This is a genomic window from Pseudomonas sp. Z1-14, assembly GCF_051132005.1.
Lineage (GTDB): Bacteria > Pseudomonadota > Gammaproteobacteria > Pseudomonadales > Pseudomonadaceae > Aquipseudomonas.
Window position 1 is genome coordinate 1,734,223 of sequence record NZ_CP071646.1, and the last position, 24,336, is coordinate 1,758,558.

A 24,336-nucleotide genomic window follows, 5' to 3' on the forward strand; every position below is an offset into this window, starting at 1 on the left:
TATGCTCTCGCCACTTGATGGAAATGAACGGACCCCATGAGCCAGAACGCGACCCTTTTGGTCATCGATGACGAACCGCAGATCCGCAAGTTCCTGCGGATCAGCCTGACCTCGCAAGGCTACAAGGTGCTCGAAGCCGAGACCGGCGCAGCGGGCCTGGCCCAGGCGGCGTTGAACAAGCCTGATCTTCTGGTGCTCGACCTTGGCCTGCCGGACATGGACGGCCAGCAGGTACTGCGCGAGTTTCGCCAATGGTCTGCCGTGCCGGTGCTGGTCCTGTCAGTACGCGCCAGCGAAGCGCAGAAGGTCGAGGCACTGGACAACGGTGCGAATGACTACGTGACCAAGCCTTTCGGCATCCAGGAGTTCCTCGCCCGGGTGCGCGCGCTCCTGCGCCAGGCGCCGGCGGGCGAGGCACCGTCGGCGGCATTGACGTTCGGCCCGCTGACGGTCGACCTGGCTTACCGCCGGGTCCTGCTGGACGGCGCCGAAGTGGCCCTGACCCGCAAGGAATACGCGGTGCTGGCGCAACTGGCGCGGCATCCAGGGCGGGTCATCACCCAGCAACAATTGCTCAAGGACATCTGGGGCCCGACCCACGTCGAAGACAGCCATTACCTGCGCATCGTCATCGGTCACCTGCGGCACAAACTCGCCGACGACCCGACTCGGCCGCGGTTCATCGTGACTGAGGCGGGCGTGGGGTATCGGTTGTTGGAGGAGGGTGGAGCTTGAGTTTCAAGCCAAGTGCTGTTGTGGCGAGGGAGCTTGCTCCCGCTGGGTTGCGAAGCAGCCCCAAAAACTTCAGACATGATTTTTGCCTGACACACCGAGTGTTCAGGTTTTAGGGCCGCTTCGCAGCCCAGCGGGAGCAAGCTCCCTCGCCACGGGAGTCTTGCGATTGTTAGCTCTGCTCGCTCTCATACCGATCCAGCGTATCGCTGGCTATCTCCCGTCCCAGCGCGATCAGCTCCGGTGCCTTGTAGAACTCGAAGAACCGGCACACCCGTTTTGGCACGTTGATCAGCACATCCGGCGGGTAGCCGGCGATCTTGTATTGGGCCAGCGAAGTCTGCATCACCTCGAAGCTCTGGTTGATCAGATCGAGCAACGAGGCCGGTCCGACGTTATCGATGATGAAAGAGCCGGTGGCGGATTTCGGCGCGCCTTCGATTTCCGGCGCGGCGGCCGGTTGCTGGCCTTCCGGCTCGGCGGAATCAAGCCATGGGTTGATATCGGCCGCCTCGGCCTTCAGCGCTTCCTGTTCCAACAGCAACAGTTGCTCGGCTTGTTTGCGGCGAAACGGCAACCGTGAACCGAGGGAACTGACCAAGGTGTCGAAGCGCCGCCGGAACGCGGCGGGGCGCTGGATCACAGGCAACCGGTATTGTTTCTGGTTGGTGGCGTTGAGGTTGACCGCGATGATCAGGTCGCAATGGCTCGACACCACCGGCACGATCGGCAGCGGATTGAGCAAGCCGCCATCCACCAGCATGCGGTTGCCTTGCATCACCGGGGTGAACAGGCTGGGAATCGCCGCCGAGGCGCGCATCGCCTGGTGCAGGCAACCTTCCTGGAACCAGATTTCCTGCTGGTTGGTCAGGTCGGTGGCTACCGCCGTGTAAGGAATGCGCAGGTCTTCGATATTGAGCTCGCCGACGATCTTGCGGATCTGCCCGAAGACTTTTTCGCCGCGAATGGCCCCAAGGCGAAAGCTGACATCCACCAGCCGTAGCACATCCAGGTAGTCGAGGCTTTCGATCCAGTTGCGGTAGTCTTCGAGTTTGCCCGCCGCGTAGATCCCGCCTACGACCGCACCCATGGAACAACCGGCGATACAGGCGATGTCATAGCCGCGTCGTTCGATTTCCTCGATCACTCCGATATGGGCATAGCCCCGGGCGCCGCCCGAGCCCAATACCAATGCGACACGTTTTGTCATGAGCAGGCCTCTTGTCAAACAGACGTCAACAATGCACTCATCGACGGGCCGGCTCAATCGCTGTGGCGCAGGCGTCGTTTTTTGACACGTCGCAGCAGCATTTGCGTATGCTCGTGCCCACTTGAATATAGCGGCCGCGCCGAGGCACTTTTTGCCGGCGAAACCGTCTTACCAGCACGACTGTTGACCTGACTTGAGGTGTTATCGATGAAAGCCCGGATCTGCCTGCCCCTGGTGGCGTCCCTGATGGTTCTGGCCCTGGCCGGTTGTGCCGGCAAGACCGCTTACCGCGACAGTTGCGGCAGCCAGCTCGACAGCGCGTGGCGCGAACTTGACCTGGCCAAGGCCGAAGGCTTCGCTGGCACCGTCAGCTACTCCAAGGCTCTTTCATTGCTGACCGGGGCCAAGACCCAGCAGCAATTCGAAGCTTTCGAGGGCTGCGCCAAGAAAGCCGAGAAGGCGCGTTTCTACATTCGCGAATCCCGCGCGGGGCGATAAACACAGCGGCGAGCTGCAAGCTGTAAGCAGAAGCGAAACTGCTTTTTCTTGCGGCTTGTGGCTCGAAACTCGAAGCTGCGTACGGAGTACGCCCGATGATTGATCGGCTGGTGGCCCGGATTCTGGGCCTGGAAGTCCGCCTGCTGGCCTGTCAGGCCCGCTTGAATGCTCACACCGACAGCGAAGCTCTGCATGACCTGCGGACCACCGTCCGCCGTCTGCGCAGCCTGCTTCGTCCGCTGCGCGGGTTGCCCGGCGTCGAGCAGTTGGAGACAGCCGCATCGGCAGTCGGCAGCCTGACCACCCCCTTGCGCGACCGTGAGGTGCTGGCAGCTTATCTTCAGCAGCACGGCAAGACCGAGGCCGCGCAACGACGCCAGCTGCAAATGGCCGAGGCCTATCCCGCCGTGGCCAGCAGTCCGGAGTTGGCGCATTTGCTGATGATCCTCGATGCGTTCCCACGCTTCATCCGCGCTGCCCAGCGCCAGGGTCTGCTTGCAGGGTTGCGCAAACGTGTCGAAAAGCGCCTCGACAAACAATGGAAAAAGCTCGGCGAAGCCTTACGCGATCCGGCTCACGACCGCCACCGACTGCGCCTGCTGATCAAGCGCGTGCGTTATGCCATCGAAGCCTATCCCGAACTCGACCGCCTGCCGGAAGCGGCTATGCCCCGACTCAAGGCCGCCCAAGGCGCGTTGGGCGATTGGCATGATTGCTGGCAATGGCTGGCGCGTGCCGAGCAGGAAGCCGACTTGCGGGCCTGCGTACCGGTCTGGCGGATCACCATGGAAAAGGCCGAGGCCAAGTCCGACCGGGTACTCGAAAAGCTAATCGTCAGCTGCTTCGGGAAATCCTGACTTTGCATTTTTTCCTGTGGGAGTGAGCCTGCTCGCGAATAGCGTGGTATCAGTCAACTTGTTCAGGCTGACACACCGCTATTCGCGAGCAGGCTCGCTCCCACAAAGGCTCGCCCTCGCAACAGGATTGGTAGTGGATTCGAAGCCCACGGCTTTTCTGTCAGCCTCTTTGGCCGGAATGAGCGCTGTACTGCCCGCTCGGGATAGTTAATATCCATCATCGTTTTCCCATCTTTTCGAGGTTGCCATGCGCTTTTCCGATTTGATCGATGCCGTGCGTCATCAGCCAGGCGCCGTCACCATTCCACCTGAGTGGGGTCAGGGCCGGGCCAGTTTTGGCGGCCTGGTGGCGGCGCTGCAATACGAGGCGATGCGTGCCCGGGTTCCGGCCGATCGCCCGGTGCGCTCGCTGGCGATCACCTTTGTCGGCCCGGTCGAACCGGATGTCCCGGTCAGTTTCGAGGTCGATATATTGCGTGAGGGCAAGGCTGTTAGCCAGGTGCTGGGGCGCGCTGTGCAGAAAGGCCAGGTGGTGACCGTGGTACAAGGCAGCTTTGGCGCATCGCGAAACTCGGTGGTGGCGGTACAGGCTGATCCCGCGCCACCGTTCAAGGACGTCGAGCAATGCCAGGAACTGCCCTACATCAAAGGCGGGACACCGGAATTCATGCGGCATCTGGCGATGCGCTGGAGCGTCGGCGGCCTGCCGTTTTCCGGTAACAAATCCCGAAGCATGGGCGGCTGGGTGCGCTTGCGTGGTGATGTGAAAGAGGAGTCGCTGAACGAAGGCCATATCCTGGCGCTGGTGGACGCCTGGCCGCCGGCGTTGTTGCCTCACCTGACGCAAATGGCACCGGGCAGCACGCTGACCTGGACCATCGAGTTCGTCCAGCCATTGCTTGAGCTCACGACATTGGATTGGTGCCAGTACCTGGCCGAGATCGAGCACGCCCAGGATGGGTATGGCCATGTCGCGGCGAAGTTCTGGAGCGCCGATGGCCGCTTGATCGCCATGAGCCGGCAGACGGTGACGATTTTCGGCTGAGGCGTTACGGCGATTCAGTGACGGTGGCGATCCCGCCAGGCCCGCCACCATCCGCCGCTGAGGAAAAAGCGTGGGAAGGTCAGGAACTGTTCCACCAGCAGGCGCGACATGGCGTCCTTGCGATCGCTGAAAGGTTCTGAGGCCTGCGCCTCGAGACCGTGGCCGTGGCGCTGCAATCCGAGTGCGGCGAGTACACCGATCACGCCGATGGCGACATCGCCCAGGCTCAGGCTGAAGACGCCCGATACGATCAACAGAAACGCGACAATGAACAGCGGCACCGCGATCAGATGCAACACCAGGTTGGCCGGGTGGCGGTGATTCTCGGGGTAGGCGCGCCATTGCCAGGCCGGAAGGTTGGGGTGACGTTTGCCCATGATGCTTTGTCCTTGAGTCCGTGAAATCCGAATAACCCAAGAATAGGCCGGGCCGGGCAGAGCGGCGAATCACGGTTGGCTATCGTAACGATAGGCGTCATAGGCATAAGGCTGTTGTGAATCTCCGTGTCCTGATGATAAAGACTTTCTTCATGAGCAGAACCCGCTCTCGTGGCGAGGGAGCTTGCTCCCGCTCGGTTGCGCAGCGACCGTAAAATCCTGGGGCCGCTGCGCAGCCCAGCGGGAGCAAGCTCCCTCGCCACGGGAATGTGCAGCAGATCCGGAATTACAGCTTCAACTGCCCAATCGCCTTGTTCAACTCACCCGCCAGCGTCGCCAGCTCATCGCTGGTGGTGGCCGAATCCACGGTCTGGCGCACGGTATTTTCGGTCACGTCGCGGATGCTCACCACCGCCCGATTCATGTCTTCGGCCACCTGGCTTTGCTGTTCGGCGGCGACCGCGATCTGCGTGTTGCTTTCGCGCATCTGCGCCACCGCCTCGGTGATCTGCAGCAACGCGTCGCCGGCCTCGCAAGCCTGTTGCACGCAATCGTCGGCCTTGTGCGAGCTTTCCTGCATGAACTCCACCGCATCGCGAGTGCCTGCCTGCAAGGCTGACACCATGGCGGTAATCTCGTCGGTCGAGGTCTGGACCCGCTTGGCGAGGTTGCGGACTTCGTCGGCCACGACTGCGAAACCCCGGCCCATTTCGCCGGCTCGCGCCGCTTCGATGGCGGCGTTGAGTGCCAGCAGGTTGGTCTGCTCGGCGATGCTGTGGATCACATTGACCACACCGTTGATCTTCTGGCTGTCTTCGGCCAGGCGCTGGATCATCTCGGCGGTCTGCTGCACGCCAGTGGACAGCCCGGTGATCGATTGCTGCACGCGACTGACCACTTGCCGTCCGTTACCCGCCAGGATATCCGTGGTTTTCGACAGGTCGCGGGTGGCGCCGGCGTGCTGGGCGATGTGATAGACCGTGGCGGTCATCTCATTGATGGCCGTGGCGGCCTGATCCGTTTCGCTCTGCTGGCCGAGCATACCCTGGCGCACATCGTTCATGCTCGAAGCCAGGCGCGTCGCACCGCTATCCAGCTGTCGAGCAGTGCTGGCAACGGTGTCCACCACCCGCTGGTAGCCAGCTTGCATGGCATTGAACGCAGCGGCCATCTGGCCCACTTCGTCCTCGCAGGCCAAGGGCACGCGGGCGGACAGGTCACCACTTTTCTCCACGTGCAGCATCACGTCTTTCAACGTGTTGAGCTGACTGAGGAGAAAGCGGATCAATAGCTGCGATGCTCCCAACATCGCCAGCATCAGCACGAATACTGCCACGGCATACTGGTTGAAGCGTTCGCCGAACACCTGGCCCAGGCTGACCCCTCGGACCTGCTGTTCAAGGTGCATGGCATAAAGCACCAACAGCAATGTGGTGACAAAGGCGACCGCATTGACCGCCCAGAATTTGTACTTCAGCGAGATATTGCTAAGCCAGGCACCCATGGAAGGTCTTCTCTGATAGCGGAAACAGTTTTGGCAAGGTGCCAGTATTCTGCTGCTATTCAGGGGGCGGGGTTTTGATGTGGGTCAATGGATACCAGAGAACCCTTGTAGGAGCGAGCCTGCTCGCGAAGGCGATCGATCTACTGCAGATAATCTGACTGACAGACCGCTTTCGCGAGCAGGCTCGCTCTCACAGGGGCCCATTCCGGTCAGGAAATCACCGGCAAGCCGAAAAACGCCCGGGCACACGCCGTGCTGTGGGCCGCCAGGTCTTCCTCGCTTTCGCTCCGGTGCAAGGCGACTTCACGCAATACGTCTGTCAGATAGGCCGGCTCATTGCGACCGTTCTTGGGCTTTGGGCGCAGGGTGCGGGGCAGCAGATACGGGGCGTCGCTTTCGAGCATGAGCCGGCCGCGGGGAATTTCCCGCACCAACGGATGCAGATGTGTGCCTCGGCGCTCATCGCAGATCCACCCGGTAATGCCGATGTGCAAGTCCAAGTCCAGGTAACTGAACAGCGCTTTTTTCTCACCGGTAAAACAATGCACCACAGCGGCGGGCAATCGGTCGCGAAAGTCCCGAAGAATCTCCAGCAGTCGCTGGTCGGCGTCGCGCTCATGGAGAAACACCGGCATTTGCAACTCCACGGCGAGCGCGAGGTGTTCTTCGAGGACTTTTTCCTGCAGCGGGCGGGGCGAGAAATCACGATTGAAATCCAACCCGCATTCACCCACTGCGCGCACACGGTCCTGCTTGAGCAACTCGTGCAAATGCCTGGCGCTGTCAGTTGTCCAGTCGCTGGCGCTGTGGGGGTGGATGCCGGCGGTGGAGAACAGTCGCGTCCCGTCCTCGTCGAGCTGCTGGCACAGTTCGAAGGCCTGTTCGCTGCCCTCGATGCTGGTGCCGGTCAGCACCAACTGGCAGACCCCGGCGGCATAGGCGCGCTCAAGCACCGCCTGGTGTTTTTCGGCGAAACTGGGATTGGTCAGGTTGACGCCGATATCGATGAGTTGCATGGTGCTACCTCGGCCCAAAGGCCGGAAAGCATACCAGAGCTGTAGATTTATAAGAAAAGCCAAGAACTACAATGAGTTGCGGCTGTCTGTTGAGGCCACGAGACAGGTCGGGGTGGTAGGAATGCCATCGCTGTGCCAGTCTTTCGCACTTTTCAGCGCCCCACGGTGCTCTGTTTTGCCGAATCAACCACGGTTTGCCACCGGGTTGGCTCGGCAACATCCTTCCGGAGTGTGGATGGTTCGTCCCCAGGTATTGCTACTGCTGTGTTGTTCGCTGCTGTTGCCAATGGCGGCCGAAGCACGCCTGCCCGGACCGTTGCAGGTGGTGGCGCCGGGCACCGTGCGTGACCTGGCGCAGATCCGCAGCAGCCGGGTACTGAAGGTGCTGGTCAACCAGAGCCGCAACAGCTCCGGTGAAGTCCAGGGCCAGCCCATCGGTGTCGAATACCATCGCTTGCGGGCCTTCGAGCAGTACCTCAATGGTCATGCCCGGGATGGCCAGGAAATCACCCTCAAAATCATTCCCAAGGCCAAGGATCAATTGCTCGGCGCACTGCAGCGCGGGGAAGGGGATCTGGTGGCGCCAGGCGAATTGCTTGAGCCGCAAGCCGGCCATGCGGTGAGCGCCAGTGAGCCGATACGCACCGATGTGCCGTTGCTGCTGGTGGGGATCAAGGGCGAAAAGCGTTATTCGCGCGTGGAGCAATTGTCTGGCAAGACCCTGGCGCTGCCCAACGGCAGTGCGGCGGGGGATGCGGTCAGCCAGATCAACCAGAAGCTGGCGTTGCTCAAGTTGCCGCCGGTGAAAATCGAATGGGTCGATCCCACCCTGGCGGTGGAAGATGTGTTGGAGATGGTCCAGGGCGGGATCTTCCACCTCACCATCGTCGAACAGCCCATCGCCGAACGCTGGGGCAAGATCCTGCCCAAGTTGCGTTTCGACCGCCAGGTGCTCATCGGCGAGCCGAGCGATGAATATTGGTTCGTCCGCCGCGACGCCGCCATGCTGCGGGCGAGCATTGATCGATTCCTCACCACCTATAAAGTCCCCGACAACCAGGACGCTGCATTCCTGCGTATCTACCGACGCTTGTACCAGGTTCACTATCCGCTGGCCCGGGCCAATCGCCAACGCCTGGAAAAACTTCGGCCGGTGCTGCAAAAACATGCCCAGGCCCAGGGCATGGACTGGCTCAACCTGGCGGCCCTGGCGTTCAAGGAGTCAGCCTTGCAACCCAACGCGCGCAGCGGCAGCGGCCCAACCGGCCTGATGCAGATCACGCCGTCCGCGGCCCAGCGGGTCGGGGTCAACAACATCCAGGACCTGGATGCCAATGTGCAGGCCGGCGCCAAATACCTGGCCATGATCCGCCGCAAATTCTTCTCCAGCCCCAAGCTCAACGAGCGCGAACGCATGGCGTTTGTCCTGGCTGCGTACAACATGGGGCCGGAACGCGTCCAAGGCATGCGAGCCGAGGCCCGGCGGCGAGGCTTGAACCCTGACCAGTGGTTTTTCCAGGTCGAGCGAATAGCCATGGAGCAGGTGGGCATGGGCGCCGTCAGCTACGTTAACAGCGTGAACAAGTATTACCTGGCGTTTGATCGAGAGCGTGAATCCCTGGAGCCGCAAGAGCGGAAAGTGGCTTCGACTAAATAATCTAATTTATAGATTGGTCTGGTGGGTTTTTTGCGCTTTTTGCTCACGATTATTTGATTAATATGGCGCCCAACACACACATCTCCCAAGGAATGCACCTCATGAGCACTTTCATCAACAAGGTTCTGTTTTCCCGCGCCGGCTACGGCCTGACTGTCCTGCGCATCGTCGTCGGGGTCATTTTTGCCGCCCATGGCTCGCAGAAACTGTTCGGGCTGTTTGGCGGCTACGGGTTGGCGGGCACGGCGCAATGGATGGACAGCATCGGCCTGACGCCTGGCTACCTGATGGCAACCCTGGCCGGTGGCACCGAGTTTTTCGCCGGGCTGGCCTTGATCATCGGCCTGCTGACGCGCCCGGCGGCTTTGGGTCTGGCCTTCCTGTCACTGGTGGCGATTTTCTCCGTGCACATCGGCAACGGTCTGTTCATGGCCAACAACGGTTATGAGTTTGCCCTGGCTTTGCTGGCCGGCAGTATCGCGGTGTTGATCGAAGGTGCAGGCAAACTGTCAGCGGACAACGCCATCGCCCGTCGATAACTCGCCCAAGACAACAAGGCCCGTCCAGTACGGGCCTTTTTTGTGCGCGTCGATTCTTGACACTGGCCAGTCAGCTTCTCTAGGATGCCGCTCATGCGCCGATTTAAACAGCTACTTGCGGGGCGCCAGGTGACTCATCCAGTCACTGACAGAAGCCGTGAAACAAGGCTTCGAAATACCGCTAAAGCGCTGGTTCGGTGTTGCCTCTCACCTGCCATGCAGACTTTTGAGGCAGAGACACGACACAATGAACGCACCCAGCCCCCTCGTACGTCTGGCGCCGATCACGGCGAACCTGCTGCAACGCAATCCGAAAATTCTCCTGGGCGGTACCCATCAGCCTACGCTGTTGCGTTATCTCGACGGCTGGCCGCGACGCAGCCATGGCCCCGCGGCCTTCCTGATCCAGTTTGTCGAAGACGGTGAGTCGCTGGCGCGTTTCGCCAATGACAGTTTCGACCTGGCGGTAATCCAGTCACCGACGGCGGCGGACGCTGCCGAAATGATCCGGCACTTGACCCGTGTTGCACGGCAGGGGCTGATCACTCGCCGTTGAGGCGAGTCGGGCTACGGATAGCTGATATCGACGATGTAGACGAGCTTTTCTCCGGTTGGCGCCTGGACCCTGACTTCAGCGTCCAGCGCCTTGCCAATCAGGGCGCGGGCCAGGGGCGAGTCGATACTGATCAGGTTCTGCTTCAGGTCCAGCTCGTCAGGCCCGACAATGCGATAGCGCGATTCCTTGCCGTCCTCATCCTCAACGGTGACCCAGGCGCCGAAATACACCTTGTTCGGGTCACTGGGTTTTTCGCTGACGACCTTGAGTGCTTCGAGGCGTTTGGTGAGGAAACGCACGCGACTGTCGATTTCCCTCAGCATCTTCTTGCCGTAGGTGTATTCGGCATTTTCCGAGCGATCACCCTGGGCCGCCGCTTCGCTGACCGACTGGGTCACCTGGGGGCGGCGGACATGCCACAGTTCATGGAGTTCAGCGCGCATCCGCGCTTCACCCTCGGGGGTGATCAGCGCGGTGCCGGCGGTACGGGGTGGACGATAGCGGCTCATGGCAACTTCTGGTGATGGCGAGGCCCGAAGTCTATCAACCCTCGCGCAACACTGTCAGTGGGCTGGCGTTGAGCGCCCGGCGAGTGCCAAATACGCCCGCCGCACCGATCAGCAACGCGCCCACCAGCGGCAATACCAGCAGCCATGGATGCGGATGCCACGGCAAGTCGAAGGCATAACGGTAGAGCACCAGGCTGACCAGTTCCGAACCCAGCGCCGCGAGCAAACCGCTGACCGCACCCAACAGGCCGAATTCGATGCGCCGGGCCTTGGTCAACAGCAACCGCTCGGCGCCCAGGGCACGCAGCAGCGCGCCTTGGCGGATCCTTTCGTCGAGGGTGGCCTGCAAGCCGGAGAACAGCACCGCCATCCCCGCCGCCAGCACAAACAGCAATACGTATTCCACGGCCAGGGTCACCTGGGCCAGGATGCTGCGCAGTTGTTCGAGCAACGCCTCGACTTGCAGGATCGTCACGGCCGGGAAGGCGCGGGACAGGTCGACGATCTGCTGGTCATGGCCGGGAGCCAGATAAAAGCTGGTGAGGTAGGTCGCCGGCAGGTCCTTCAGCGTACCGGGCTGGAAAATCATGAAGAAGTTCGGCTGGAAATTGTCCCAGTTGATTTCCCGCAGGCTGGTGACCTTGGCTTCCCGGTTGAGGCCGCCGACGTTGAACACCAGGCGGTCGCCCAGTTTGATCTTGAGATTCTCGGCCACCTTGCCTTCCACCGAAACCCCCGGGATATCGTCCGAAGGCTGTTGCGGCCACCAGTTCCCGGCCGTGACGACGTTGCCCGCCGGCAGCTCCGCCGCCCAGGTCAGGCTCAAGTCGCGTTGCAGCGCACGGTCACCGGCCGAGTCCTTGGTGACGAACTCCTTGGCCGGCTCGCCGTTGATGCTGATCAGCCGTCCCGGTACCACGGGGTAGAGCGGGGCCGACTGCGCCGACAACGCCATCAGCTTGTCGGTGAAGGCCTGCTTGTCGTTGGGCAGGATGTTCAAGGCGAAATAGTTCGGGGCGTTTTTTGGCAACTGGTTTTGCCAGGTGTCCAGCAACTCGCCGCGCAGCAGCGCGATCAAGGCCATGGACAACAGGATCAGGCCAAACGCCAGGGCCTGGCCGGCTGCCGCCAAGGGATGGCGCAACAGCTGACCGAGTCCCAACCGCCAGGGCAGCGAGGCCCGGGCCAGCATCCGACGCAGGCTCTGCAGCACCAGCAACAGCAGTCCGCCGAGCACCAGTGCGGCAATCACCCCACCACCGAGCAGCGCGAAAGTCAGCACCAGGTCCAGGCTCAGGCGCCACATGATCAGCCCGAGCGCACCGAGGGCCGCACCGTAGACCACCCAGCTACTGGAGGGAATCGGCAACATGTCCCGACGCAGCACGCGCAACGGTGGGACCCGGCCCAGTGCGGCGAGCGGCGGCAAGGCAAAACCCGCCAGTGCCACCAGCCCGGTGCCGATCCCGGCGACCGCCGGCAACAGGCCACCCGGGGGGACGGCGGTGGGTAGCAAGTCATGCAGCAAGGCAAACAATCCCAACTGGGCCACCCAGCCCAGCAGCGCACCGCTGATGCTCGCCAACAGGCCCAGCACGGCCAGTTGCAGGCTGAACAGCACCATGGTTTCCCGGCGCGACAGGCCAAGGCAGCGCAGCAATGCACTGGCATCGAAGCGTCGAGTGGCGAAACGGTTGGCGGAGAGGGCCACGGCAACGCCGGACAGCAGCACCGCCACCAGGCTGGCCATGTTCAGGTAGCGCTCGGCCTTGCCCAGGGCGCCGCCGATCTGGCGATTGCCGTCGCGAGCGTCCTGCAGGCGCTGGTTCGGCTCAAGACCTGGCTTGACCAGGTCGCGATAGGTTTGCAGCGCCGACGCCGGGCCTCGCCACAGGTCGCGATAGCTGACCCGGCTGCCGGGTTGCACCACGCCCGTGGCGTCCAGGTCCTTGAGGTTGATCATGACGCGCGGGGTCAGGCTGTAGAAATTACCGGCGCGGTCCGGCTCATAAGTCAGCACGCGGCTGAGGCGAACGGTCTTGTTGCCGACATCGATGCTGTCACCGATCTTCAGGTCCAGCGCGGTCAGCAGCCGTGCTTCGACCCAGGCCTCTCCGGGGGCTGGTCGTCCACCGGTCTCTTCCGGAGCGAAGGGCGCCGGGGCGCTTTTCAGTTCCCCGCGCAAGGGATAGATGTCATCGGCTGCCTTGACGCTGGACAGCTGGATACCGTTGTCGGTGGCGACAACGCTGGAGAACTCCACCACTCGGGCATGTTCCAGGCCCAGTTCGGTGCCGCTGCGGATCTGCTCCGGGCGGGCAGGGGAGCTGCCCTCGAGCAGCAGGTCGGCGCCGAGAAATTCGGTCGCGCGCATCATCATCGCGCCATTCAGGCGGGCGCCGAAGTAACCGATGGCGGTGCTCGCCGCCACGGCCACCAGCAGGGCGAAGAACAGCACGCGCAACTCGCCGGCGCGGGCATCGCGCAGCAACTGGCGCAGGGCAAGGCTGAACAGGCGCAACAAGGGCAAGCGTGCCATCAAGGCTCCAGGGGCGCGACCATCAGGCCGGCTTCAAGTCGGATCAGGCGCCGGCAGCGATGGGCCAGGCGTTCGTCGTGGGTCACCAGCACCAGGGTGGTGCCGCGTTCCTTGTTCAGCTCGAACAGCAGATCGCTGATGCGTTCGCCGGTGTGGCTGTCGAGGTTGCCGGTCGGCTCATCGGCGAACAGCACGTCCGGCTCGGCGGCAAAGGCGCGGGCAATCGCGACGCGTTGTTGTTCGCCGCCCGAGAGCTGGCGTGGCGAGTGGGTCAGTCGTTGGCCGAGGCCGACCCGTTGCAGCAGTTGTGTGGCGCGCTCCCGGGCATCCTTGCGGCCATCCAGTTCCAGCGGCAGCATGACGTTCTCCAGCGCGTTGAGGCTGTCGAGCAGTTGGAACGACTGGAAAACGAAACCGACGTGTTCGGCGCGAACCCGGGCGCGCTGGTCTTCGTCCAGTGCGCTGAGGGCTTGGCCTGCGAGGGTCACTTCACCGCTGCTGGGCAAGTCGAGGCCGGCCAGCAGCCCAAGGAGCGTGGATTTGCCGGAACCGGACGCGCCGACGATGGCCAGGCTGTCGCCCTTGTTCAGTTCCAGGCTGAGTTCGTGCAGGATGGTCAGTTCACCTTCCGCGCTGGGAACCACTTTGCTAAGGTCCTTCGCGGTGAGAATGCTTGAGCCCATGGAGAATCCGATGCGAGTGTGGTTTTTGAGTGCCGGCCTGGCCTTGATGTGCATGGTCCAGAACGCAGCGGCGGGTACAGTCCTGATCGTTGGCGATAGTATCAGCGCGGCTTTCGGCCTGGATACCCGCCAAGGCTGGGTGTCGTTGCTGGAACAACGGCTCAAGGCCGAGGGTTTCGACGACAAAGTGGTCAATGCATCGATCAGTGGCGACACCAGCGCAGGCGGCCTGGCGCGCCTGCCGACGCTGCTTGCAGCCCATAAGCCGGAGCTGGTGGTCCTGGAGTTGGGAGGCAACGATGGCCTGCGTGGACAGCCGCCAACACAATTGCAACAAAACCTTGCAGCGATGATCGACAGCTCCCGCGCCAGCGGTGCCAAGGTGCTTTTGCTGGGCATGCAGTTGCCGCCGAACTATGGGCGACGCTACACCGAGGCTTTCTCGAAGGTCTACAGCAGCTTGGCCGAGGAGAAGAACGTCCCGCTGGTGCCGTTTTTCCTCAAGGATGTCGGCGGCGTTCAGGGAATGATGCAGGGCGACGGATTGCACCCGTCCGTCGCGGCCCAGGGCAAGTTGCTGGAAAATGTCTGGCCGACGCTGAAACCGCTGCTTTGACGCTTTTCTACAGGCGGTCTTTCGGCTAATGTGGCGCCCCCGATTTGGAGCCCCCGATGCCGCGTCCCGCCTGGTCCCTGTTTGCCTACCAACTGATCGAGCCTGACGAACAGCTGGATCTGTTCGCCTGCCAGGAAGTGCGGGTGCATCTGGTGACCCGGCAGCTGGAGCTCGGCGGCTCGGCCGACCGGACCCTTTGCGGCAGTCTTTTGCCGGCGCAGCCACGCTGGTCGGCCGTCGACCGCAGGATTTTCCAGGACCATCGCCTCTGTTCCTTGTGCCGAGCGATCCTGGAATCGCAGAAGCGCGGTACCTCGCCGATCTGGCCGGAGCTGCGGTTCGAGTTGTGATCCCTTGATCCGACGCCCTTGTGGGAGCGAGCCTGCTCGCGAAGACGGCCGCACGTCGGGCATCCATGCAAGCTGATCCATCGCATTCGCGAGCAGGCTCGCTCCCACGGGATTGCGCTCCCGTCCAGACTGCTACACATCGGACGCTTCGGCGCCGCTCTCCCCGAAATAACGGGACGCAGTGTACAATCGCGTTTTCATACCCTCTGTTCGATCTGCGAAGGATTTCCCGGATGTTGCCGCGCTTGCCTGCCGTCGCCCGCTGCCTGTCTCTTGCCGCCCTGTGTATGGCGGGGCCCGTTGCTGCATTGGAGTTGCCTCTGCCGCCACCGGGTGAAGACATCATCGGCCAGGTGCAGGTCATCAAGGCCAAGTACGAAGACACCTTCGCTGACCTGGGCACCACCTATGACCTGGGTTACACCGAGATGGTCGCCGCCAACCCGGGCGTTGACCCGTGGTTGCCGGGTGCTGGCACTGAAATCGTCTTGCCGACCCGTTTTATCCTGCCACCGGGCCCGCGCGAAGGCATCGTGATCAACCTCGCGGAATACCGTCTCTATTATTTCCCCAAGGGGCGGAACGTGGTTTACACCTTCCCGCTGGGAATCGGTCGCGAAGGTTGGGGCTCGCCCATCGCCCACACCAGCATCATCGCCAAGACGCCAAACCCGACGTGGACCCCGCCGGCCTCGATCAAGGCTGAACATGCCGCCGACGGCGATCCCTTGCCGAATGTGGTTCCGGCCGGCCCCGATAACCCGCTGGGCCCGTTCAAGTTCACGCTGGGAACGCCGGGTTACCTGATCCATGGCTCGAACAAGAAATTCGGCATCGGCATGCGTACCAGCCACGGCTGCTTCCGGATGTTCAACAACAACGTGCTGGAGATGGCCGGCATGGTGCCGGTGGGGACTTCGGTCCGGATCATCAACGACCCGTACAAACTGGGCCTGAGTGGCGGCAAGGTTTACCTGGAAGCCCACACTCCGCTGGACGACAAGGGCAACCCGTCGGTGGTGGACAAACACACCGCGGTCATCAACGCGATGCTCAAGCGTGAGGACATCACCAGCAACTTGCGCATGAACTGGGATGTGGTGCGTGACGTGGTGGCCGCTGAAGACGGCCTGCCGATAGAGATCGCTGTTCCGAGTGCCTCGGCACCGATGGTATCGAGCGCGCCGATCGACCTGACGCAATAGGGCGACGCGCCAACCTGACCCGCCCACATCCAAGGATGTCGGCGGGTTTTTTATCGCCGGGGAAAACGCCGGGCAATAAAAAAGCCGACCCAGTAATGGGTCGGCTCGATAACAATCCCGAAGGACTATTACTTGCGGCTAGCTTTTTCCAGCATGCGCAGAGCACGCTCGTTAGCTTCGTCAGCAGTCTGTTGTGCTTTTTGAGCAGCAGCCAGAGCTTCATCAGCTTTGCGGTAGGCTTCGTCTGCACGAGCTTGGGCGCGAGCTGCTGCGTCTTCGGTGGCAGTCAGACGTGCTTCGGTTTCTTTCGATGCGCTGCTGCAACCGGTAGCCAGAACTGCGGCCAGGGCCAGAGCAGAGAATTTCAGAACGTTGTTCATCGTGTTCCCCTTCAAAGGACTTTCTATTTAGTGACTGTCTCCCCAGAGTGAGGAGTTAGCCGGCGTACATACTACTCATTACTTGTAGTAAGTAAACTGACGTAGCGCAAGAAGCAAAAAAATTGTAGGCGGTGATTCTTTTTCAAGCAACTTTTCCGAGCGGTGTTTGAAAAATATCCAGCGCCAAGCCCCGGAATGGAGCACGGCGATGAAGAAAAGTTCCGTTGACGCGACAACTCACAGGCCTGCGCTAAAGTCGCTGTTTATTGATTCCCTTAGAGTTTTGTTCATTTTTTGTGCAATCGTCCCGGCATCTTTTTATTGCCGGTGACGGTGACTTTAACAATCGGCGCTCGTCCAAGACTCAACAACTGGCGATGTTCACCTATTGCGCCTTGGGCGACTACCGCGCGACCGTGTCGCTCAATCGATAAACCCGTCGAGGTTTAACACCTCGGTGACAGGCGTGCCTTGAGCATTTGCGTCATTGGTGCCTACTATTCACGACGTGCTCGGGTTTGAGCGATTGGTTTTTTGCGCTCGGTGACCAGGCAGGCACGGGGTGGCGTAGATGTTCCTTCGCCGGAAAAACATCGGTAAGGTAGGGGTCGGCATTCAGACCCGCGAGGAGTAGTGATGAGCGAGGCGGTTTCCATCCACCATGACCAGGCTGGTCATCAGTTCGAGACCATTGTGGACGGTCATCGTGCCTATCTGACCTACATGGACCTGGGCAAACAGACCCTGGACATCTATCGCACCTTCGTGCCTAACGCGCTGCGTGGCAGGGGGATTGCTGCGAAGTTGACCGAAGAGGCGTTGAAGTACGCTGAAGAAATGGGCTACACGGTGATCCCGTCCTGCTCCTATGTGGAGCGCTACATGGAGCGGCACCAGCGGCACGCGGCGAAGCTCTGACGCAATGATTCCCGATAAAAAAACGCCGGACTGAGAAGCCCGGCGTTTTTTTATGTGTTGATGTTTGGTGGATAAAGCCCGATCAGCTGCGCTGACGCTTTGGCAGCACGTCCTTGAGTTTGGCGTGCATGCCGCGCAGGGTCTTCTCGGTGGCGCTCCAGTCGATGCAGGCATCGGTGATGGAGACGCCGTACTGCAAATCGGCAAGGTCCTTCGGAATCGCCTGGCAGCCCCAGTTCAAGTGGCTTTCGACCATCAGGCCGATGATCGACTGGTTGCCCTCGAGGATCTGGTTGGCGACGTTTTCCATCACCAGCGGCTGCAATGCCGGATCCTTGTTGGAGTTGGCGTGGCTGCAATCAACCATGATGTTCGGCTTGATGTTCGCCTTGTTCAGCGCCTGCTCGCACAGCGCGACGCTGACCGAGTCATAGTTCGGCTTGCCGTTGCCGCCACGCAGCACGACGTGGCCGTAGGCGTTGCCCTTGGTGGTGACGATCGAAACGCCGCCTTCCTGGTTGATGCCCAGGAAACGGTGAGGACTGGACACCGATTGCAAGGCGTTGATCGCCACGGTGAGGCCGCCGTCGGTGCCGTTCTTGAAGCCCACTGCCGATGACAGGCCGGAAGCCATTTCGCGGTGGGTCTGGGATTCGGTGGTGCGCGCGCCGATGGCCGACCAGCTGATCAGGTCCTGCAGGTATTGCGGGGAGATCGGGTCCAGGGCTTCGGTGGCGGTGGGCAAGCCCATTTCGGCCAGGTCCAGCAGCAACTGGCGACCGATGTGCAGGCCATCCTGGATCTTGAAGGAGTCGTCCAGGTAAGGGTCGTTGATCAGGCCTTTCCAGCCGACGGTGGTCCGGGGCTTTTCGAAATACACCCGCATCACCAGGTACAAGGTGTCGGAGACTTCCGCCGCGAGCACTTTCAGGCGCTCGGCATATTCATGGGCGGCCTTGATGTCATGGATCGAGCAGGGCCCGATGACCACGAACAGGCGATGGTCGGTGCCGTCGAGAATGTTGCGGATGACTTCCCGGCCCTTGGTCACGGTGCGCAGTGCAGCATCGCTCAGGGGGATATCGCGCTTGAGCTGGTCAGGCGTGATGAGGGTCTCGTTGGAGGCGACGTTAAGGTCATTGATCGGTAAATCAGCCATCGTGTTACTCGTCAGGTCACGGGTGCCGGCCGCCAGCGATCCCCGCGCGGCGGTGCACAGCGGATTTAAGCGCGGCGGGGAGCCGAACCTTAGCGCGTTAAGAGGTGGCTCGACAATGGGCAGGGGCGGGTTTACTCCCCTATTTTCCGGGTAACCGTGATCGGGTCGGCCCGCGAAGGATTAGGTAACCGGGTGTAAGGACGTTTGCATGCCTGGCCGCTCGCGCTGATAGTGTGCAGGGATTGTTCACCAGAGGAGTCGTGTGATGCAGGCAGGCGGTAAACCGAGGATCGGGGTGATCGGCACAGGCGCGATTGGCGGGTTCTATGGCGTGATGCTGGCTCGTGCCGGCTACGACGTTCACTTTCTGCTGCGCAGCGAATTTGCCGCCGTGGCCGAGGCTGGCCTGCGGGTCGACAGCGCGGTGCATGGCGCGCTGACGCTCCAGCCGGCCCAGGCCTATCGCTCGGCGGCCGACATGCCGCCTTGCGACTGGCTGCTGGTCGGTGCCAAGACCACCAGCAATGCCGACCTGGCCCCAGCCATCATCCAGGCCGCGGCCGACGGCGCGAAAGTCCTGTTGCTGCAGAATGGCCTCGATGTCGAAGAGGAACTGCGACCACTGTTACCCGATTCACTGCACCTGCTTGGCGGCTTGTGCCTGATCTGCGTCAATCGGGTCGGCCCGGGCGTCATTGCCCACCAGGCGCTCGGGGCAATCAACATCGGTTACCACAGCGGTCCAGGGACGGATCAGGCCGCACGCATGGCGATCGTCGAGGAGGGAGCGGGGCTGTTCCGGGCAGCGGGCCTGGATTCCCAGGCCATGCCAGACCTCGGGCAGGCACGCTGGCAGAAACTGGTGTGGAACGTGCCCTATAACGGCCTTTCGGTTCTGCTCGGCGCGAGCACCACGCCGCTGATGGCCGACGACCACAGTCGTGGACTGATCCAGGCGCTGATGGCTGAAGTGGTGCGTGGCGCACAAGCCTGCGGTCATGAGATCGCGCCAGGCTACGCGGAATATCTGTTCACGATGACCGGAAAAATGCCCGACTATTGGCCCAGCATGTACCACGACTATTCCCAACGGCGCCCGTTGGAGCTGGAGGCGATCTACGCTCGGCCATTGGCGAGGGCCAGGGCGGCGGGGTGCGAGTTGCCGAAAATCGAAGCCTTGTATCAGGCGCTGGCGTTCATCGATCGACGCAACCGCTGATCGGACGAAACGGGGGAAGCATGGCAAACAATATCGATGACAGGCTGGTGCTGGCGATTTCGTCGCGAGCGCTGTTCGACCTGAGCGAAAGCCACAAGGTTTACCTGTCGGGGGGCGTCGAAGCCTATCGGCAATACCAGATCGAACACGAGGATGAAGTCCTTGAACCGGGGGATGCCTTCGCGCTCGTGCAGAAACTGCTCAACCTCAACGAGCACCTGGGCCGTGCCCGCGTCGAGGTCATCCTGGTTTCGCGTAACAGCGCCGACACCGGCCTGCGGGTATTCAACTCGATTCACCATTATGGACTGGCGATTTCCCGTGCCGCGTTTGTCGGCGGTCGCAGCCCATACCCGTACCTCAAGGCTTTCGGCTGCGATCTGTTCCTGTCCACTCACGCTGAAGATGTACGCAATGCCCTGGATGCCGGATTTGCCGCGGCGACGATCCTTTCGGGCGGTGCCAGCCGCGCCGCCAGCGAAGAGCTGCGCATTGCCTTTGACGGCGACGCGGTGTTGTTTTCCGACGAGTCTGAGCGTGTCTATCAGGCTGGTGGCCTGGAGGCGTTCCAGGCCAGCGAACGCCAGGCCGCGCGCGAGCCGCTGCGAGGAGGGCCGTTCAAGGGGTTCCTGGCGGCGCTCAATGCGCTGCAACGCGAATTCCCGGAGGACGCCTGCCCGATCCGGACCGCGCTGGTCACCGCCCGTTCGGCGCCGGCCCATGAGCGGGTCATCCGCACGTTGCGCGAATGGGACATCCGCCTGGACGAGTCGCTGTTTCTCGGCGGCCTGACCAAGTCCGCCTTCCTCGAAGCCTTTGCCGCCGACGTGTTTTTCGACGACCAGACCGGGCACTGCGAACTTGCCCGGGAAGTGGTCGCCACCGGGCATGTGCCCCACGGCATCAGTAACGAAGTGAAGCCCTGAGCGCCCGTTCCCCGGGGCGCTGCTAAGCTGAATCAATCTCCGCCATCCTGGCACTCGAGGAGGTCACATGATTCGTTCGATGCTGTATGCCACGGACCTGGGGCTGTACGCCCCGTATGTGATGCAGCATGCCTTGGCGTTGGCACGGACGTTTGAAGCCGAGTTGTATGTGGTGCATGCGGTAGAGCCGATGGGGCTGTTCGCCGAATCGGTGTTGCAGAGCTATCTCGACGAGCAGGCGTTGAACGAATTTCATCGCCAGGGTCTGAGTACGGTGATGGCTAACATCGAGCAGCGGGTCCTCGACAATTTTCGCGAAGAGTTGGGCGAGGGGCAGCAGGACCTGAAATTGATCAAGTCGGTTCGGGTGTTCCAGGGCGACCCCTCCCAGGTCATTCTTGAACAGGCTGCGAAACTCTCCGTCGATTTGCTGATCGTAGGCAGTCATTGCCAGGGGGCGAGCGGCGAGACGCCGTTGGGCAGGACCGCCGCGCGGGTATTGCAGTTATCCCGCGTGCCGGTCTACCTGGTGCCGCTGGTCCAGCGCAGGCGCCAGGGCGAAGCTTGAGGCTAAATGATGGCTTTTTATAAAAAGTTCTAGATTTATTGGTGCGACCATTCATATAGTTATATACACCGTCGCTGATGCCCGTGACGTCCAACTGCTTTGAGGGATACATATGAAGCTTCAACAACTGCGCTACATCTGGGAAGTGGCGCACCACGACCTCAACGTTTCCGCAACCGCTCAAAGCCTCTACACGTCGCAACCTGGCATCAGCAAGCAGATCCGCCTCCTGGAAGACGAGCTCGGCGTCGAAGTCTTCGCCCGCAGCGGCAAGCACCTGACTCGCGTCACTCCCGCCGGTGAACGCATCATCACCACCGCCGGCGAGATCCTGCGCAAGGTCGAAAGCATCAAGCAGATCGCCCAGGAATTCTCCAACGAGAAAAAAGGCACCCTGTCCATCGCGACCACCCACACTCAGGCGCGTTATGCCTTGCCGCCGGTCATCAGCAATTTCATCAAGCAATACCCGGACGTGGCGCTGCACATGCACCAGGGGTCGCCGATGCAGATCGCCGAAATGGCCGCTGACGGCACCGTCGATTTCGCCATCGCCACCGAGGCCCTGGAGCTGTTCGGGGACCTGGTGATGATGCCGTGCTATCGCTGGAACCGCTGCGTGGTCGTACCTCAGGGGCACCCGCTGACCAAGCTGCCGAAGCTGACCCTCGAAGCGCTGGCCGAATACCCGATCGTGACTTATGTGTTCGGTTTCACCGGTCGTTCAAAACTCGACGAAGCCTTCAGCCATCGCGGCCTGACCCCGAAAGTGGTGTTCACCGCTGCCGACGCCGACGTGATCAAGACCTACGTGCGTCTCGGACTGGGCGTGGGCATCGTCGCGAAGATGGCGGTCGACACCAAGCTCGACAATGACCTGGTGGTTCTGGACGCCAGCGAGCTGTTCGAATCCAGCGTGACCAAGATCGGTTTCCGCCGCGGTACGTTCCTGCGCGGATTCATGTGCGATTTCATCGAGAAATTTGCCCCGCACCTGACTCGGGAAGTCATGGCCAAGGCCATCCAGTGCCACAACAAGCAGGAACTCGAAGAACTGTTCGACGGCGTCGAACTGCCGGTGCATTAAGCAGACCTCTAGATCGCCTCGGTGACAGCGAACTGTTGCCGGGCGCCTGCCACGACGATCTCCACTTCATCCCCTTCGAATTTGCCCAACAGGCCTCGTCCCAGTGGTGAGCGAGGGGTGATGACGGTAATCGGCTGCCCCACCAGCGAGACCTTCAGCCCCGCCGCGTCGGGTCCCAGGAACAGCCACTGCTGGCGACCCTCCTTATCTTCCAGCCCGATCAATGTGCCGACCTGGATGCCGCGTTCTTCATCGTAAGGTCTCAGCGCCAAGTTCTGGCAGAGCACCAGTGCCTGGCGGATTTCCTCCACGCGCCTGGCTTGCCCGGCCGCAAGGTACGAAGCCTCCAGGCCCAGGGTGTCGTATTTGTTTTCGGCGATATTTTCCTCGTGGGTCGCGGTTTCGTAGGCGGTCTGCGCGGCGCGTTCGGCGATATCGAGGTCAATCCTGAGCTTGTCGAGAATCAGTTGGTGGACGGTCTGTTTGTTCATGTTCATTCGCAGTATTGCAGGACATTGGCGCGGCTTTTCTCGCTAGGCGCGTTCTGGTCCTGTTGGAGCCAGAATTGACACTTGGGGTTGGACAGGTTGCGAGGGTTGCTGCGGGCCTGGTCGAGGGCCTGGCGTTGCTCGTTCTTCTGCAGGTTCTGTTGATACTGCTCGAACATTGGTGTTGGCGTTGGGGTCGGCTCCGGGGCTGGCGGTGCTGCGGGCGGCTGCGCCAATTGATGAACCGCGGCGGCCACCGGGGCCAGTTGCTCATCGAACAGAAACCTGGACAGCAGCCATCCCGTCAGCACGATGGCAAGGAATCCCAGCCACAAACCCAAGGCGATGCCCAGCGTCAGTTGCAACGTTGTGAGGCGGGGAGAGGAGTGGTCGGGCATGTCTGCTTCCTGGCGATGAACATGGAGGATGCGTTGATTGTCGCATGAAGATTAATCGCCGTCGGCCCTTCTGCTTCACGGCTTTAATGCGGGACAATCAGGCTTTGCCACAGGGAGTCGGGAATGACTGTGCGTTGGGATATTTTTTGCACCGTCGTCGATAACTATGGCGACATCGGCGTCACCTGGCGCCTGGCTCGGCAATTGGTCGCCGAGCATCAATGCGCGGTGCGGCTGTGGGTCGACGACCTGCGCGCCTTCGAGCGGTTATGTCCGTCTATCGATGTCACGCTGACCGAGCAATGGCAGCAAGGCGTACAGGTGCGTCACTGGCCCAAGGACTGGCAGCCCACCGAAGCTGCCGATGTAGTGATCGCCGCATTTGCCTGCCAGTTGCCCAGCGCCTACATGGACGCGATGGCCGAGCGTCCGGCGGCGCCTTTGTGGATGAATCTCGATTACCTGAGCGCCGAGGACTGGGTGATCGGTTGTCACGGTTTGCCGTCGGTGAAGTACAAACATGTGCAGAAATATTTCTTTTTTCCGGGCTTTCAGGAGGGCACCGGTGGCTTGCTGCGTGAGGCCGGCTTGTTGGAGCGCCGTCGAGAATTTCAGCAGGATGGCGAGGCACAAAGGGCTTTCCTGCAAGGATTGGGCGTCGAGCGCGAGTCCGGGGCGCGGCTGATTTCGCTGTTTGCCTATGAGAACGACGGTTTGGCCAGCTGGTTTGATGCGCTGGCGGCGGATGCTCGTCCGTCGCATGTGCTGGTTCCGGAAAGCCGCATCCTCGCCGATGTGCAGCGTTGGATTGGTATCGACGGCCTGAAAGCCGGTGCCGTGCATCGCCGTGGCGCCCTGACCGTGCAGGTGCTGCCTTTCGTGCGCCAGGATGAATACGACCAACTGTTGTGGTGCTGTGATTTCAACGCCGTGCGTGGCGAAGATTCCTTCGTACGCGCGCAGTGGGCCGGCCGGCCGCTGCTCTGGCATATCTATCAACAGGAAGAAGACGTCCACCTGGAAAAACTCGAGGCGTTTCTCCGCTTGTATACCGAGGGGCTCCCGGAGGCTGCGGAAAAAGCGATCAGCGGTCTCTGGCGGGCCTGGAACGCCGGCCAAGGCGTGGCAGAGCACTGGAGCGCCGCCTGCGAGCAACACCAGGTGCTCGCCGAACATGCCCAGGCGTGGTGCCAGAAACAGGCCTCTCGAGCCCATCTTGCCACGGCGCTGGTGAAGTTTTACCGAAATTGGATATGATACGCGGCCTAGATTTTTGTAAATCCCATCCAAATTCGGATAT

At 61.5% G+C, this 24,336-nt stretch carries 27 protein-coding genes; 16 read left to right on the top strand and 11 right to left on the bottom strand.

The features are described 5' to 3' along the window. Positions 1-36 precede the first annotated feature (36 nt). A complete protein-coding gene (locus J3P89_RS08090; protein WP_434697221.1) occupies positions 37-735 on the top strand; it encodes a response regulator in 699 nt (232 codons plus the stop codon). A gap of 169 nt (positions 736-904) precedes the next feature. Here J3P89_RS08090 and J3P89_RS08095 read toward each other — a convergent pair whose 3' ends face one another. Beyond that, positions 905-1,942 (bottom strand): patatin-like phospholipase family protein, encoded by a 1,038-nt coding sequence (locus J3P89_RS08095; RefSeq protein WP_305499728.1) that lies wholly within the window; start codon positions 1,940-1,942, stop codon positions 905-907. Between the two features lie 207 nt (positions 1,943-2,149). On the opposite strand from J3P89_RS08095, the gene J3P89_RS08100 reads away from it, so the two are divergent. The 3 genes from J3P89_RS08100 to J3P89_RS08110 all read left to right on the top strand — a co-directional run bounded on the left by J3P89_RS08100 (position 2,150) and on the right by J3P89_RS08110 (position 4,342). Beyond that, positions 2,150-2,440, top strand: coding sequence for a hypothetical protein (locus J3P89_RS08100; RefSeq protein WP_014337256.1), 291 nt, complete (start codon positions 2,150-2,152; stop codon positions 2,438-2,440). Between the two features lie 95 nt (positions 2,441-2,535). Beyond that, a complete protein-coding gene (locus J3P89_RS08105; protein ID WP_434697222.1) occupies positions 2,536-3,297 on the top strand; it encodes a CHAD domain-containing protein in 762 nt (253 codons plus the stop codon). A gap of 247 nt (positions 3,298-3,544) precedes the next feature. Beyond that, positions 3,545-4,342: an acyl-CoA thioesterase gene (locus tag J3P89_RS08110; protein ID WP_434697223.1), complete on the top strand. Its 798-nt coding sequence runs from the start codon at positions 3,545-3,547 to the stop codon at positions 4,340-4,342. A gap of 14 nt (positions 4,343-4,356) precedes the next feature. Here the strand turns inward: J3P89_RS08110 and J3P89_RS08115 are convergent, their stop codons facing one another. The 3 genes from J3P89_RS08115 to J3P89_RS08125 all read right to left on the bottom strand — a co-directional run bounded on the left by J3P89_RS08115 (position 4,357) and on the right by J3P89_RS08125 (position 7,239). Beyond that, positions 4,357-4,719 (bottom strand): terminase, encoded by a 363-nt coding sequence (locus J3P89_RS08115; RefSeq protein WP_434697224.1) that lies wholly within the window; start codon positions 4,717-4,719, stop codon positions 4,357-4,359. Between the two features lie 286 nt (positions 4,720-5,005). Continuing rightward, complete coding sequence (locus J3P89_RS08120; protein ID WP_434697225.1) at positions 5,006-6,223, bottom strand: methyl-accepting chemotaxis protein; 1,218 nt, start codon at positions 6,221-6,223, stop codon at positions 5,006-5,008. A 209-nt stretch (positions 6,224-6,432) separates the two neighbouring features. Continuing rightward, positions 6,433-7,239 (bottom strand): TatD family hydrolase, encoded by an 807-nt coding sequence (locus tag J3P89_RS08125; protein ID WP_434697227.1) that lies wholly within the window; start codon positions 7,237-7,239, stop codon positions 6,433-6,435. Positions 7,240-7,474: 235 nt separating this feature from the next. Between J3P89_RS08125 and J3P89_RS08130 the strand changes: the two genes are divergently transcribed. From J3P89_RS08130 to J3P89_RS08140, 3 genes are all read left to right on the top strand, one after another. Next, positions 7,475-8,896: a transglycosylase SLT domain-containing protein gene (locus J3P89_RS08130; protein ID WP_434601407.1), complete on the top strand. Its 1,422-nt coding sequence runs from the start codon at positions 7,475-7,477 to the stop codon at positions 8,894-8,896. Positions 8,897-8,997: 101 nt separating this feature from the next. Next, positions 8,998-9,435, top strand: coding sequence for a DoxX family protein (locus J3P89_RS08135; protein ID WP_434572789.1), 438 nt, complete (start codon positions 8,998-9,000; stop codon positions 9,433-9,435). A 247-nt stretch (positions 9,436-9,682) separates the two neighbouring features. Continuing rightward, complete coding sequence (locus J3P89_RS08140; protein ID WP_434656557.1) at positions 9,683-9,991, top strand: class I SAM-dependent methyltransferase; 309 nt, start codon at positions 9,683-9,685, stop codon at positions 9,989-9,991. 11 nt (positions 9,992-10,002) lie between these two features. Here J3P89_RS08140 and greB read toward each other — a convergent pair whose 3' ends face one another. The 3 genes from greB to J3P89_RS08155 are packed head-to-tail and all read right to left on the bottom strand — an operon-like array spanning position 10,003 to position 13,722. Continuing rightward, entirely contained in the window at positions 10,003-10,500 is a 498-nt protein-coding gene (gene greB, locus J3P89_RS08145; protein WP_305499739.1) for a transcription elongation factor GreB, read from the bottom strand. Positions 10,501-10,534: 34 nt separating this feature from the next. After that, positions 10,535-13,039, bottom strand: a complete 2,505-nt coding sequence (locus tag J3P89_RS08150) for an ABC transporter permease (RefSeq protein WP_434697228.1) — start codon at positions 13,037-13,039, stop codon at positions 10,535-10,537. After that, positions 13,039-13,722: an ABC transporter ATP-binding protein gene (locus J3P89_RS08155; RefSeq protein WP_305499741.1), complete on the bottom strand. Its 684-nt coding sequence runs from the start codon at positions 13,720-13,722 to the stop codon at positions 13,039-13,041. Before J3P89_RS08155 ends, J3P89_RS08150 begins: the two co-directional genes overlap by 1 nt. A 10-nt stretch (positions 13,723-13,732) precedes the next feature. On the opposite strand from J3P89_RS08155, the gene J3P89_RS08160 reads away from it, so the two are divergent. From J3P89_RS08160 to J3P89_RS08170, 3 genes are all read left to right on the top strand, one after another. After that, on the top strand, positions 13,733-14,338 hold the full coding sequence (locus J3P89_RS08160; protein WP_434697229.1) for an arylesterase: 606 nt from the start codon (positions 13,733-13,735) through the stop codon (positions 14,336-14,338). 56 nt (positions 14,339-14,394) lie between these two features. Then, positions 14,395-14,688, top strand: a complete 294-nt coding sequence (locus J3P89_RS08165; RefSeq protein ID WP_024776677.1) for a hypothetical protein — start codon at positions 14,395-14,397, stop codon at positions 14,686-14,688. Positions 14,689-14,921: 233 nt separating this feature from the next. Next, complete coding sequence (locus J3P89_RS08170; RefSeq protein WP_305499745.1) at positions 14,922-15,893, top strand: L,D-transpeptidase family protein; 972 nt, start codon at positions 14,922-14,924, stop codon at positions 15,891-15,893. Positions 15,894-16,021: 128 nt separating this feature from the next. On the opposite strand, the gene oprI is transcribed toward J3P89_RS08170, so the two are convergent. Continuing rightward, positions 16,022-16,273 carry an outer membrane lipoprotei OprI gene (gene oprI, locus J3P89_RS08175; RefSeq protein ID WP_011335311.1) on the bottom strand — a complete coding sequence of 84 codons (252 nt, stop codon included), beginning with the start codon at positions 16,271-16,273 and terminating at the stop codon, positions 16,022-16,024. A 636-nt stretch (positions 16,274-16,909) separates the two neighbouring features. Between oprI and J3P89_RS08180 the strand changes: the two genes are divergently transcribed. After that, positions 16,910-17,191 carry a GNAT family N-acetyltransferase gene (locus J3P89_RS08180; protein ID WP_186610534.1) on the top strand — a complete coding sequence of 94 codons (282 nt, stop codon included), beginning with the start codon at positions 16,910-16,912 and terminating at the stop codon, positions 17,189-17,191. 82 nt (positions 17,192-17,273) lie between these two features. Here J3P89_RS08180 and J3P89_RS08185 read toward each other — a convergent pair whose 3' ends face one another. Further along, the gene (locus tag J3P89_RS08185; protein ID WP_305499748.1) at positions 17,274-18,350 is read right to left on the bottom strand and encodes a 3-deoxy-7-phosphoheptulonate synthase; all 1,077 of its coding nucleotides are present in this window, start codon (positions 18,348-18,350) and stop codon (positions 17,274-17,276) included. Positions 18,351-18,615: 265 nt separating this feature from the next. Here J3P89_RS08185 and J3P89_RS08190 point away from each other — a divergent pair, with 265 nt between their 5' ends. The 4 genes from J3P89_RS08190 (at position 18,616) to cysB (ending at position 22,150) form a co-directional block, all read left to right on the top strand. Continuing rightward, the gene (locus J3P89_RS08190; protein WP_434697230.1) at positions 18,616-19,569 is read left to right on the top strand and encodes a putative 2-dehydropantoate 2-reductase; all 954 of its coding nucleotides are present in this window, start codon (positions 18,616-18,618) and stop codon (positions 19,567-19,569) included. 20 nt (positions 19,570-19,589) lie between these two features. Continuing rightward, positions 19,590-20,495, top strand: coding sequence for a 5'-nucleotidase (locus J3P89_RS08195; protein ID WP_434697231.1), 906 nt, complete (start codon positions 19,590-19,592; stop codon positions 20,493-20,495). A 67-nt stretch (positions 20,496-20,562) separates the two neighbouring features. Continuing rightward, positions 20,563-21,063, top strand: coding sequence for a universal stress protein (locus J3P89_RS08200; protein ID WP_305499752.1), 501 nt, complete (start codon positions 20,563-20,565; stop codon positions 21,061-21,063). Positions 21,064-21,175: 112 nt separating this feature from the next. Continuing rightward, positions 21,176-22,150, top strand: coding sequence for an HTH-type transcriptional regulator CysB (cysB, locus tag J3P89_RS08205; RefSeq protein WP_003183769.1), 975 nt, complete (start codon positions 21,176-21,178; stop codon positions 22,148-22,150). An 8-nt stretch (positions 22,151-22,158) separates the two neighbouring features. On the opposite strand, the gene J3P89_RS08210 is transcribed toward cysB, so the two are convergent. Further along, the gene (locus J3P89_RS08210) at positions 22,159-22,641 is read right to left on the bottom strand and encodes a GreA/GreB family elongation factor (RefSeq protein WP_434697232.1); all 483 of its coding nucleotides are present in this window, start codon (positions 22,639-22,641) and stop codon (positions 22,159-22,161) included. Between the two features lie 2 nt (positions 22,642-22,643). Further along, positions 22,644-23,036, bottom strand: a complete 393-nt coding sequence (locus J3P89_RS08215; protein WP_434697233.1) for a hypothetical protein — start codon at positions 23,034-23,036, stop codon at positions 22,644-22,646. Between the two features lie 123 nt (positions 23,037-23,159). Here J3P89_RS08215 and earP point away from each other — a divergent pair, with 123 nt between their 5' ends. Further along, positions 23,160-24,293 carry an elongation factor P maturation arginine rhamnosyltransferase EarP gene (gene earP, locus J3P89_RS08220; RefSeq protein WP_434697234.1) on the top strand — a complete coding sequence of 378 codons (1,134 nt, stop codon included), beginning with the start codon at positions 23,160-23,162 and terminating at the stop codon, positions 24,291-24,293. The last annotated feature ends 43 nt before the right edge of the window (positions 24,294-24,336 follow it).